Below are 12,079 nucleotides of genomic sequence, written 5' to 3'. Positions count from 1 at the left end.
CCTGGCAGCTGCTGATCATCGTTTCCTGGTACGACGCGACGGACCGGGGTTTCCGGGGGGACGTCGCGACGGATCTGCCGCTGCTGGGGGCGGCGTCCATCGCAGCGGGGACCCTGAGCTACCACCTGGTGGAGTGGCCGGTCCAGCGGCTGGCCCGGCGCCGGGACCGGGCCCGCCCGGCCCCTGCCCGGGTGCCGTCCAGCTGAGCGGGATCCGCCCGCCGGAGTCGCCGCCGCCGCGCGGCTTCGGCCGCCACAGCTCGACCGCGACGCGCCCGACGACGGCGAGCCCGAGCAGCTGCGGCGCGATGTCGCCGAGCGGGCCGGACGGGGCGGCCGGGTTGTCGAGCAGGTGGAGCCGCATCCCGGCGGCGATGCAGCCGGCGCCGGCGAGCATGGCGAGCCCGATCGGCCACGGGGAGGCGAGCGCGCGCAGGACGGCGGAGTCGCGGGTGCGGGCCCAGCCGCACAGGACCGCGACGCCGAGGGCGACCGCGGCGCCCGGCACCCCGGCGATCCAGCCGCCGAGCACGGCGGCGAGCCCGATCGCCGCCCACGCGGGCCAGCCGGTCCCGGCGACCCTGGCGCGCGGGTCGGGCCGCCGGCCGCGGGCGGGGCCGGGCCACAGCGCGACGATCAGCAGGACGAGGAGCAGGTTGAGGCCGGCGACGACGGCGATCCGCTGAGCCTGGTCGGGCGTGTAGGTCAGCTCGACGACGCCGCTGGTGCCCTTGGGGACGAGCCAGCCCTGCTTCCACCCGTCCAGCCGGACGGCCCGCAGCTCGGTGCCGCCGGCGGTCGTCGCGTGCCAGCCGGTGTTGAAGTTCTCGTTCACGGTGAGGAACGAGGCGGCGGCGGCGTCGACCTCCAGCCTGCGGGAGCTGGAGCCCCAGCTGATGACCTTGACCTCCTGCGGCGGCGCGGCGGCGGCGTCGGGGCCGGGCCTGGTCCCGACCGTGACGGTGTCGATGCGGTAGCCGTCGAACGGCACCGACGCGAGGCGGTTCTGGCCCTTGGTGAGCACGGCCTGCTTGCAGGCGCTGAACCGGAGCGGCCGGCCGGCGAGGAGGTCGCCGAGCGTCCCGGTCGCCTTCGTCTGGATCATCGTGCCCTGGCCACCGCCCGCCCGGCCGGCGCCGGCCCCGCCGGTCTGGGCGGCGGTCTGGCCGGCCTGGTCCGCGGGCGGGCCGACCTGCAGCTTGGGGCCGTATCCGCACGGGAGCTCCAGCGGGTAGGTGTGCACGTCCGGGAACGGCTTCACCCCGGGGATGGTCAGCTCCGCGAGCTGGACGGGCTGGGTCCGGCCGTCGCGGAAGAAGGTGATCGTCAGCCGGTCGGTGGACATCGGCGCGAACGAGAGCCTGCCCTTGCCGTCCGACAGGCCCTCGCGGATCTGGCCGTCCGCGCCCTCGACCCGCAGCCGGATCGGGCCCGCGGCGCCGGGCGGGCGGACGACCGTCAGCGCGGACACCCGCTCCCGGCCGTGCCACCGCACCGAGTAGGTCGGCTCCGCGTCCCGCTCCGCGGAGATCCAGGACGTCGCCGGGTCGCCGTCGAAGCCGGACCGCGGCTGGTCGGCGGGGTGCCCGGACAGGGTGGAGCTGGCGGTGACGACCGGCTGCCCGTGGACGGCCGTGTACCGGTCGATGAGCCGCTGGTCGGCGAGGACCGCCGTCCCGGTGACGGGCGCCTTGCCGGTCACCGCCGAGGTGAACGTCCGGTCGAAGCCCGCGCCCTCCTCGTCGCCGGAGCCGAGGGACGGCGAGCACACCCACCGCGCGCCGCCCCTCATGCATTCGTCCGCCGCGCCCGGCGCCCGGCTCATCACGTAGGAGGCGGGCCGGTCGAGCCCGCGCGGCGCGGGCATCGTGTAGGTGCGGGTCGGCGTCACGCCGCCGATCGACACCTCCGCGATCGCCGCGGCGGCGAACGCCGGGACGATCGGCTCGGAGGCGAGCCGGGTGATGCGCAGCCGCAGCCAGCGGGTCGGGCCGTCGGGCGCGTCGAGCGGCTGCGGGTTCGCGCTCTGCCGGACGTCCTGCTCCAGGCTGCCGTTCTCGGTCTCGACGGCGACGCGGGCGACCGGCGGCCCGAGCGCGGTGTTCTGCACGAACGTGGCGGTCAGGTCCCGGACGTCGCGGGCGCGGTCGAAGTCGACGCGGAGCCACTGCCCGGCCGGCCCGTTCCAGCCGCCCGTCCGCCAGGCGGTCAGCCGGTCCCCGTCGAACGCGGCGTAGGGGGTGTCCCCGGGATCGCGGGACTGCGGGATCGCGTCGTCGCCGGCGGCCGACGTGGACGCCGTGACGTCGCGGACGCCGCCGCCGTAGGTCACGTGGGTGGTGTACCGCTTCCAGCCGGTGTCGAGGACGTCGGCGGCCTCGCCGCTGCGCGCCGCGGACATCGTCGGGGAGGTCTGGTGCAGCTCGCCGAAGTCGCGCCGCAGCAGCCGGGGCGAGTCGGCCACGACCGGAGTGCCGCCGAGGTCGGGGGCGTCGTCGTCCAGCAGGACGGGACCGTCCGGCAGCGCGCCGTCGTCGGCCATGGCGAGCAGCGACTCCGGCCCGCCGTACACGCGGACGGGGTCGGCCGCGCCGGTCAGGGTCGCGACGCCGGCGGCGCCCTCGACCTCGTACACCTCCAGCGGCGGGTACCTCTGGTCGAAGTCGGTCACCGCGTCCTGGTTGCCGCCGCCGAGGGGCGGGCCGAACGAGGCGACCTTCCGCAGGCCGGGCGAGCCGTCCAGGGCCTGGTGGAGGCGGGCGGGCCAGGCGCCGCGCAGCGTCTCCCGCCGCAGGTCGTTGCGGACCAGCACGTACCGGACGCCCATCCGGCCGAGGAACGCGCTGAGCCCCGGCGACCCCTGCCCGGACCGCACCTGCAGGTCGATGGCGTCGAGCGCCCGCGTGTAGCCCGGCGACCCGGCGGGGACCAGCTGCCGGACGCCCCACCGGGCGGTCAGCAGCGGCTGGACGATGTCGTCCATCGGCCGGCCCCACAGGTACTCGCCGAACGCCGCGCCGGGGACGGCGAGCACGCCCTGCTGCCCGGCCCGCGCGTTGATCCACGAGGCGGCGTCCCGCCAGTACTTCGGCACCTCCTTGAAGTCGCCGGGCCCGGACAGGCCGTGCGAGACGGCGGTGAGGCCGACACCGCCGAGCGCGACGGCGGCGGCGACCGGCAGGCTGAGCAGCGACCGCGGCGCCATGCCGAACGCCGGGCCGGTCCCGGCGGTCAGGCCGCGCACGCGCGCGTCGCGGGACCTGCGGTCCCGCAGGTGGCGGCCGGCCGCGGTGAGCAGGTGGGCGAGCCCGAACGCGAGCGGCAGCCGGACGACCGCGTCGAACTTGTGCAGGTTGCGCAGCGGCGCGAGCGGGCCGTCGAGCAGGTCGCGGAGCTCGGCGGCGAACGGGCCGGGGATGTCGCTGATGTGGCCCATGGACACGATCGCGAGCCCGGTCAGCAGGGTGAGCAGCAGGAACGTCCGCTCCGGCAGCAGCCGGGCGAGCAGCCCGGCGAGGCCGAGGGCGGCGACGGCGCCGGTGCAGACGATCGGCACCGGGCTGAGCGAGAGGCCGTGCCCGACCGGCCACCAGACCTGGCCGTCGACGATCAGGTAGTTGACCCAGCGCTCCGCGCCGCGCAGCACGTTGATCAGGCCGGTCGGCCCGGTGGTCGTCTCCGCCTTCTCGGTGTAGGTCAGCCAGGAGAACCCGTACGTGCCGGTGAGCAGCAGCGGCGCCAGCCACCACGCGGTCGCGGCGCCCACCGCCGCCGACCACCAGGCGAGCAGCCGGACGCGGAGCGACCCGCGCGGCCGCGTCACGATGTACAGGAACGGGACGACGAGGACGGCGACGGTCGCGGTCGCGTTGATGCCGCCGCAGCAGGCGACGGCGAGCCCGGACCGCGCCGCGGCCCGGAGCCGGCCGCACTCGCCGGACGCCGCGGCGACCAGCGGCAGGACGATCCACGGCAGCATCGCGACCGGCAGGTACTCCGAGGAGATCTGGCCGAGGGTGGCCAGCCCGTTCGGCGCGAGCGCGTACGCCGTCGCGGCGAACAGCCGGGTCCACTGCCCGTCCCGCCCCGTCCCGCCGATGCCGAGCCGCCCGGCCAGCCGCCAGGTGCCGGTGAAGGCGAGGCACATCAGCAGCGACAGCCAGAACCGCTGGGTGATCCACGCGGGCATGCCGAGCACGTCGCCGAGCGCGAAGAACGGCCCCATCGGGAACAGGTAGCCGACGGCCTGGTTCTGCAGCTGGCCGAACTGCTCGGGATCCCACAGGTGGAGGGCGCGGCCGAGGAACCCGAGCGGGTTCACCGCCATGTCGATCTTGGTGTCGGCGAGGATGGCGCCGGGCCGGGTGCCGAACGCGATCGCGGTCAGCGCGAGGCAGCACGCCAGCACGCGCAGCCGCTCCCGCAGCCGCGCGGCGGCGTCCCAGCCGTCCGGCCCGCCGGGGCCGGGCGGGCGGGACGCGCCGGCGCGGGGCGGATTCGCCTCTCCCACGGCCATGCTCGCCCTCTGCCCCTCTCTGTGCTCCCCCGGGACGTCAGCCAGGGTGTCCGCCAAAGTACCCGCGGCGGCGCGCTTCGCGGACGGCGGTACCGATCAGGCCGCGCATCCGGTCGGCGGTGCGGGCCCAGTCGAACTCCGCCGCCCACCTCCGGCATTCCGCGGCCGTGCGCTCGCGCTGCGCGGGGTCGTCGAGTTCCTTGAGAGCGCGTTCGACGACAGCGGCCAGGTCGTCGCCGTCGCGGACGAGCCATCCGGTGGCGCCGTCGCGCACCGCGTCGCGCAGGCCGTCCACGTCGTAGGCGACGGTCGGGACGCCCAGGGCCGCGGCCTCGATCACGCTGAGCCCCCAGCCCTCGCGCTGGGACGTGCTGAGGTGCAGGTCGGCGCGCGCGACCAGGGCCGCCTTGACGTTCTCGGCCACGTACCCGTGCGCGATGACGGTGCCGTCCAGGCCACGCGCGCTGATGGCGGCCTTCAGGGCGGGCGCTTCGGGGCCGTCCCCCACGATGTGGAGCTTCAGCCCGGGCCGCGTCTCGGCGAGGCTCTGCGCGAGGTCGAGCAGCAGATGCGGGCGCTTGTGCGGGACGAGCCGCGTCACGCACACCAGATCGGGGTCTCCGGCGGGTGCCGGGACCGCGCCGCCGGGTTCGGCGACCGACGAGCCGTTGTGGACGATGTGCGCGGCCCCCGTCCACCCCAGCCGCTCCCGGACGGCGCGCAGCGTGGACGGCGAGACGACCACGAACGCGTGCCGCCGGTACGTCCAGCGGCTCACGGGCCCCTCCAGCATCTGCCCGAGCCAGGCCAGCCATCGGGGGAAGTACAGGCCGAACTGCGCGTCGTGCACATGGTGGACGACGCAGAACACGGGGACCCGGCGCGGCAGCACCCACGGTGTGAAGAACGGGATGCCGTTCTGGCAGTCGACGACCGCGTCGAAGCGGCGGCGGTGGGCCAGCATCCACAGCAGGACGAGCGGGTAGACGGTGAACCGGCCGCCGAGGCGCACGAACTCCACGCCGCCGGCCCGTTCCCTGCGCCGCCGGCCGGGCGCCCTGCACGTCACATAGTGGACGCGGTCCCCCCGTTCGGCGAACCTGCGGGCCAGCTCCCAGGCGTAGCGTTCCGCACCGCCCGCGGCGGGGTGCCCGGGATCCCGCCAGTTGACGACCGCCAGCCGCAGATCCGCGCTCATCCCGTCTTGGCGCTCGGCGCCGGCGCCTTCTCGGAGGCGGTGACCGGCACCGGCCGCGGCTCGGGGAGCTTCGAGTCGGCCGGGACCGACCGGACGGGCGCGACGGGGATGTTCGGCGCCGCCGGGACGCCGGGCATGCGGAGACCGGCGCGTGCGCGGATGCGTGCGAGGTCCAGCAGGCACTGGAGCGAGTGGCGCCGCACCGAGAACGTCGACCCCGGGCGGTCGCGCCAGACCACCGGGATCGCCGTCACGGACGCCCCCCGCCGCACGCAGTGGGCCAGCAGCTCGACGTCGAACGAGAACCCGACCGTGCGGAGCTCTTCGGCGGCGGCGCGCCCGAGCGGCCCGTCGAAGAACTTGAACCCGCACTGGGTGTCCTGGATGCCGCCCACGAGGTCGCGGACGATCCGGTTGAACGTGATGGCGCCGAGTCTCCTGATCGGCAGCGCGTATCCCTGGACGACCGACCGACCGTGGCGCCTTGACCCGACCACGACCGGGCGGCCCTCGCGCAGCAGGACGATGGCTTCGTCCAGCGCGGCGAGGTCTGTTGCCATATCGGCGTCCATGAACCCCACGTACGGGGCCCGCGTCTCCAGCAGCCCTGCCCGGACCGCCGCTCCCTTGCCCCGGCGTTCGCAGCGCACCAGCCGCACCGGTACCGGACCGTCCCACCCGCGGACCACGTCGGCCGTCCCGTCGGTGCTGGCGTTGTCGACGACGATGACCTCCGCCCGCAGGGGAAGGCCGTCGAGCTTGTCGCACAGGAGGGCCAGCCCCGCCGGAAGCCTGTCGGCCTCGTTGTAGGCGGGAACGACGATCTCCAGGAGGGTGCGGCCGTCACGCCAGGTCCCCATCAGGGCCTACAGGTCAGCGGGAGCCGTAGTTGTACAACGGCTTGATGACCGGGTCCTTCTGGGAGGCGTTCACGAGCTGTACCGTGCCGAACGACGCTCCGGCGGCGAGCAGAACGCCGACCAACGCGGCGATGGCGATGCGCATCAGGGGGTCCTTCGTCGGTGATGGGGGCTGCGGGCCTTGATACTGCCGAGTAACGGAAGGCTCAGAGTAATACGTGCGCCCAGAATTGACCAGAAAACGACCAGACTCATGATGCCCCAGGCGGCCGCGACGGGCGCTGCCGGCACGCGTTCCCCGGGCGCCTCGGCGGCCCCATCGATCCGGTAGACGGCCAGGTCGGCGCCGTGCAGCACCTCGGTGGCCGGGCCGGACGGCCGGACCGCGCCGGTCTCCGCGTCGACGACGACGTACCGTACGCCCGCGTCGCGGAGGGTCGCGGCGGCGGGCGCCCCGGTCTTCGCGGCGGGGGCGAGCCGGACGGCCCTCGGGTCCTCGGGCGGGACGGTCGTGCCGTCCACGGTGACGGCGTCGTCCGCGATGACGTGCCGGCCGTGCAGGTAGCGGGGCAGCGGGTCGAGCACGCGGCGGCCGTGGTTCCAGGGGTAGCTCCGGTACGACGCCCACGGCAGCACCAGCACGTCGCCCGGCGCGGGATCGCGGTCGATGATCTGCCTGGCCCGCGCCCAGTCGTCCGGGTAGTGGACGGCCCGCAGTTCGCCCGCCGCACCCCACGCCAGCGTCGGCAGCAGGAACACCGGCACGGCCATCGCCGCGGCGGCCACCCCCGGCCATCTCGCCTCGGCGGCCCGGTCGGCGGCCGCGCCGAGCCCGACCGCGACGACGACGGCGAGCGGCGCCGCGTACTGCTGGCCGTCCCGCAGCACGGCGAACCCCGGCCACAGGCCGACGAGCCCTTCGAGGACGGGAGCGGCGACCGCGCCCAGCGCCGCGACCGCGAAGCCGGCGGCGGCGGCGACCGCGGCGCCGCGCCACCACACCGGGCCCCGGCCCCATCGCCGGTAGGCGGCGAGCGCGACGACCACGACGAGCAGCCAGATCGTCGCGGTCACCGGCGCCCCGTAGCCGTCCGGCACCGTCTCGCCGTTCCACACGCCGCCGAGCAGGAGGAGGCTGCCGAGCGTCCCGAACGGGGTGTCCGCCCTGGCGGCGAACAGGCCGACGGCCTCCCCGTCCGCCGGCAGCCCCGCCGGCCGCAGCACCCCGGGGACCAGCCACGGCAGGCTCAGGACTCCCACGGCCGCGGCGACCCGCGCCGCCGCGGCGAGCGGCGCGGAGCCTCCGGGGCGCGCGGGCACGGGCCGTTCCCCCGGCCCCGGAGGGGGCCGGCGTCTCCACCGGGCGGTCGTCAGCGCGACGGTCAGGGCGGTGATGCCGGTGACGGTCAGCGCCGCGAACCCGCCGACGGCGGCGGGAAGCAGGGTGCGGACGAGGCGGCGGGTGCCGCCGGGCTCGGCCGTGCGGGCGGCGGCCGCCACCACCCAGGGCAGGGCCGCGTAGCCGAGGAGCAGGGCCCACTGGCCGAGGAGGAGCCGTTCGGCGACGAACGGGTTCCAGGCGTAGCAGACCCCGGCGGCGAGGCGCGGCGGCATGCGGCGGGACGGCACCAGCGACGCCGCCGCCGTGCACGCCATCACGAAGATCGCCAGCAGGACGAGCTTCTGCGCGGCGTCCGCGGGCACGGCGGCGGCGAGCGCGGTGGCGAACGCGTCGCTCGGGACGTGCCGGGGGACGGTCCCCGTCAGCCCGAACGTCATCGCCGTGAACGCGGGGTCGGGCACGAACACCATGTCGTACGACAGCACGAACCCGGGCGCGAGCCCCGGCCCGAGTGCCGCAAGCCCGAGCCCCAGCCCGGTCAGCGCGGCCACCAGGTGCCGCGTCCGCTCAGTCAACTGGCCCGCTCCCCCATGTCGAGCCTGGACGCTACCCGACCCGCGCGGCTACCGCGCCGGCTCGGGGTCCCGGGGCAGGCCGAGGATGCGCTCGCCGATCACGTTCAGGTTGACCTCGGTGGTGCCGCCGCCGATGCTCATGGCGCGGGACGCCAGCAGGTACCGGGTCCAGCGGGCGCGCAGGTCGTCCTTCCATCCGCCGGTCAGCGCGCCCTCCTCGCCGAGGAGCGTGAACCCGAACTCGGTGACCTGCTGGCCGTGCTCCATCGCCACCAGCTTCCGGACGTTCGCGGTGGCGCCCGGGTCGGTGCCCGACAGCTGCTTCAGCGTGGCGCGGAGGCCGAGCAGGTTGAACGAGTGCTCGTCGCAGGCGAGCCGGCCGAGGCCGTCCCGGACGACCGGGTCGCCGTCCAGGCCGAGCCCGGCGGCGAGGTCGAGCAGCTTCGGCAGGTCGCCGCCGAGCTGGAAGCTGCTGGTCAGGCCGACGCGCTCGTTGGCGAGCGTGGTGCGGGCGACCCGCCAGCCGGCGTTGACGGGGCCGACGACGAGGTCGTCCGGCACGAACACGCCGTCCAGGAACACCTCGTTGAACACGGCGTCGCCGGTGCATTCGCGCAGCGGGCGGATCTCGATGCCCGGCGACTTCATGTCGACGAGGAAGTAGGTGATGCCGTCGTGCTTGGGCCGGCCGGGGTCGGTGCGGGCGATGCAGATGCCCCACTGCGCGTCGCGGGCGAGCGACGTCCAGATCTTCTGGCCGGTGATCGTCCAGCCGCCCTCGGCGCGCTCCGCGCGGGTGCGCAGCCCGGCGAGGTCGGAGCCCGCGCCCGGCTCGGAGAACAGCTGGCACCAGATCAGCTCGCCGCGCAGCGTCGGCGGCAGGAACCGCTCCTGCTGCTCCGGCGTCCCGTACTGGACCAGCGACGGGACCACCCAGGCCCCGATCATCAGCGGCACCGGGCGCACCTTCGGCGCCTTCAGCTCCTGCTGGATGACGATCTGCTCCAGCGGCCCGGCGCCCCGCCCCCACGGCTTCGGCAGGTGCGGCGTCACCCAGCCGCCCTCCGCCATCGCCGCGCGCTGTTCGAGGGGCTCCATCGCGGCCAGCTCGGCGACGCGGGCGCGGATCTCCTCGCGGACGGGCTCGGCGTCCTCGTCCAGCTCGACGCTCATCGGCCGCCGGACGCCCCGCACGGCGAGCGCGGCGACCTCCGCCCGGTGCTCACTGGCCCGGCCCAGCAGCGCGCGGAGCGTCAGGGCCCGCCGGTAGACGAGGTGGGCGTCGTGCTCGTAGGTGTAGCCGATGCCTCCGTGGACCTGGATGTTGCCCTCAGCGCAGGTGACCGCCGCGTCGGCCGCAAGCACCGCGGCGACTCCGAGCGCGTAGGCGCGCTGCTCCTCGGGCTCGTCCAGCGCGCGCGCCGCGTCCCACACGGCGGCCCTGGCGCGCTCGACCGCGATGAGCATCCGGGCGCACTTGTGCTTGACGCCCTGGAACTGGCCGATCGGACGCCCGAACTGCTCGCGGAGCTTGGCGTAGGCGACCGCGTCGTCCAGCGCGCGCCCCGCCACACCGCACGCCTCCGCGCCCAGCAGGACGGTGGCGAAGGCCCGTCCGTCCACGGCGCCGAGGAAGCGCTCCTCGGGGATGGCCACCCGGTCGGCGGTGACCTTCCCCACGGGACGCGTGATGTCGAGGGACTCCAGCGGCTCCACTGCGACGTCGTCTTTGAAGAGGACGACCCAGCCGTCACCGGCGCGGAGCACGAACACGTCGGCGAGCGGCGCGCCCAGCACCGGCTGGACCGTGCCGGAGACGGTGGAGCCGTCCCGCTCCAGGGCGCCCGAGAGCCCGACCGCCCCGGCCGCGGTGCCGCCGGTGAGCCCGTGCACGTCGCTTCCGGCCGCGTTCAGGATCGTGGCCGCCAGCACCGTCGGCGTGTACGGGCCGGGGGCGAGCGCCCGGCCGAGCTCCTCCAGCACGACGGCCTGCTCGACGAGGCCGAACCCGTCGCCGAGGGGCTCGGGGAGGTGCACGCCCGGGAAGCCCTGGGCGGCGAGGGCGGGCCAGAGCCCGGCGTCGCCCTCCCGCACCTTCTCCGCGGTGATGTTCCGCTCCGCGAACCCGCGCACCGACGCGGCGAGCGCCTCGTGCTCCTCGGTCAACCCGATCGCCATGACCCACCTCTTCTCGGACGTGGGCCACAGCCTATTAGAACGGCATTCGGTTTGTCAGGACGCGATCTTCAGGTGGGTGAAGAACTCGTTGAGGTCCGGCCAGCGCTTCTTGTGCGTGTTCGGCATCGACGCGAACACCACGGCCGGGGCCTCGCGGCCGGTGTCGACCACCGCGGTGGCGACGATCTCGCCGGTCGCCCGGATCCCGTCCCGCCGGTAGGTCAGGTAGGAGGCGATCAGCCAGCCCTTGCGCCCGCCGACGGTCAGCGCCTGCGACGCCAGCGGCGCCGTCTTGTGCGGGAACGCGTAGTACTGCGCCTCGTAGCTCTGCGCGACCAGGGCGGCGGTGTTCTTCACGCTCTCCGGGCCCTGGTAGGCGCCCATCAGGCCCGGGTGCAGCGTGCCGGTGAGCAGCTGGCCGTACCAGATCTGCTGCCCGTGCCGCTCCGTCACCAGGATCTGCTGCCCGGACCACCCCGACGTGCCCAGCTTGTTCTTCTTCGTGGGCACCTGCCAGGGCGCCGCGAGCCGCGGGTAGGCGAGACCGGAGTGGGCGTCCTTCACCATGCCGAGCATCCGGCTCGGCGTGCCGGCGAACCTGGTGAGCGGCTTGTCCGGCGGCAGCTGCGGCTGCGCCTCCTCGGACTGCTCGGCCGCCGACCGCTTGTCGGCGTTGCCGGCCGGCTCCGCGGGCTCGTCGTCGCCGCCGCCCCTGGTGAGGTAGACGGCGCCGGCCGCGATCAGCGCGACGAGCAGCAGCCCGACGCCGCCGAAGAGGATCAGCCGGGACCGGCCGCCCGAGTCGTCCAGCACGTCCCGGGACGGGTCCGGCGAACCGCCGAGCTTGGCGTCGGCGGACTCCTCGTTCGCCATCCACTCGGGCATCTGCCAGTTGCCGCTGCTCGGCTTGCCCGGCTTCGCGGGCTGCCCCGACCCGGTCGGGACGGCCGGGACGTAGTTGGAGTCGCCCGCCCCCTCGTCGAACAGCGACCCCTCCCACTGGGGCGCGTCCTCCTCGGAGGCCGGCGCCCCCTCAGGGGCGTACGCGCCCTCGGGGACGGGCTCGTCCTCGGAGACGGGCGCGACCTTGACGTCGTCGGCGTCGCGGTCGCCGGACTCCTGGGAGGAGGCCGGAGGCTGGGACTGGGGCTGGGCCTGGGGCTGCTCGACCCTGCCCCAGACGTCGTGCGACCCTGCGTCCTCGCCGGTGTCGGCGGGATCGGTCGGCGCGGGCATGGGCACCTCGGGAGACTCGGGCTCGGGGAAGACCACCTGCGGACCGGTCGGATCACCGGTGCCGGGCCCCTGCCGGAACCCGTCCCGCGGTTCGCTCTCGTTCATGTCGGTCCAGCGCACACCGCGCTCCCCCTGATCGGACATGCGGCACACGTTACGCGAAGATCAGGAGTGG

General features: G+C 75.4%; 7 protein-coding genes. All 7 read right to left on the bottom strand.

What is annotated here, in order from left to right:
* Positions 1–15 precede the first annotated feature (15 nt).
* From ABTW95_RS00305 to ABTW95_RS00275, 7 genes are read right to left on the bottom strand one after another with little or no spacing between them, the layout of a single operon-like run.
* On the bottom strand, positions 16–4,515 hold the full coding sequence (locus ABTW95_RS00305; protein ID WP_500223336.1) for an alpha-(1->3)-arabinofuranosyltransferase domain-containing protein: 4,500 nt from the start codon (positions 4,513–4,515) through the stop codon (positions 16–18).
* Positions 4,516–4,552: 37 nt separating this feature from the next.
* Positions 4,553–5,713 (bottom strand): glycosyltransferase family 4 protein, encoded by a 1,161-nt coding sequence (locus ABTW95_RS00300; protein WP_500223334.1) that lies wholly within the window; start codon positions 5,711–5,713, stop codon positions 4,553–4,555.
* Positions 5,710–6,573: a glycosyltransferase gene (locus ABTW95_RS00295; RefSeq protein ID WP_396449802.1), complete on the bottom strand. Its 864-nt coding sequence runs from the start codon at positions 6,571–6,573 to the stop codon at positions 5,710–5,712. The genes ABTW95_RS00300 and ABTW95_RS00295 overlap by 4 nt, the downstream gene beginning before the upstream one ends.
* Positions 6,574–6,586: 13 nt before the next feature.
* Complete coding sequence (locus tag ABTW95_RS00290) at positions 6,587–6,718, bottom strand: hypothetical protein (protein ID WP_396449803.1); 132 nt, start codon at positions 6,716–6,718, stop codon at positions 6,587–6,589.
* Positions 6,718–8,490: an MmpA family trehalose lipid delivery protein gene (locus tag ABTW95_RS00285; RefSeq protein ID WP_500223331.1), complete on the bottom strand. Its 1,773-nt coding sequence runs from the start codon at positions 8,488–8,490 to the stop codon at positions 6,718–6,720. The genes ABTW95_RS00290 and ABTW95_RS00285 overlap by 1 nt, the downstream gene beginning before the upstream one ends.
* Before the next feature lie 48 nt (positions 8,491–8,538).
* Positions 8,539–10,668: an acyl-CoA dehydrogenase family protein gene (locus ABTW95_RS00280; protein WP_500223329.1), complete on the bottom strand. Its 2,130-nt coding sequence runs from the start codon at positions 10,666–10,668 to the stop codon at positions 8,539–8,541.
* A gap of 54 nt (positions 10,669–10,722) precedes the next feature.
* Complete coding sequence (locus ABTW95_RS00275; protein WP_500223327.1) at positions 10,723–12,048, bottom strand: flagellar basal body-associated FliL family protein; 1,326 nt, start codon at positions 12,046–12,048, stop codon at positions 10,723–10,725.
* Positions 12,049–12,079: the final 31 nt, after the last annotated feature.

This window comes from Spirillospora sp. NPDC127506 (assembly GCF_040302145.1).
Lineage (GTDB): Bacteria > Actinomycetota > Actinomycetes > Streptosporangiales > Streptosporangiaceae > Spirillospora.
This window is presented reverse-complemented; position numbering and strand designations above follow the sequence as displayed.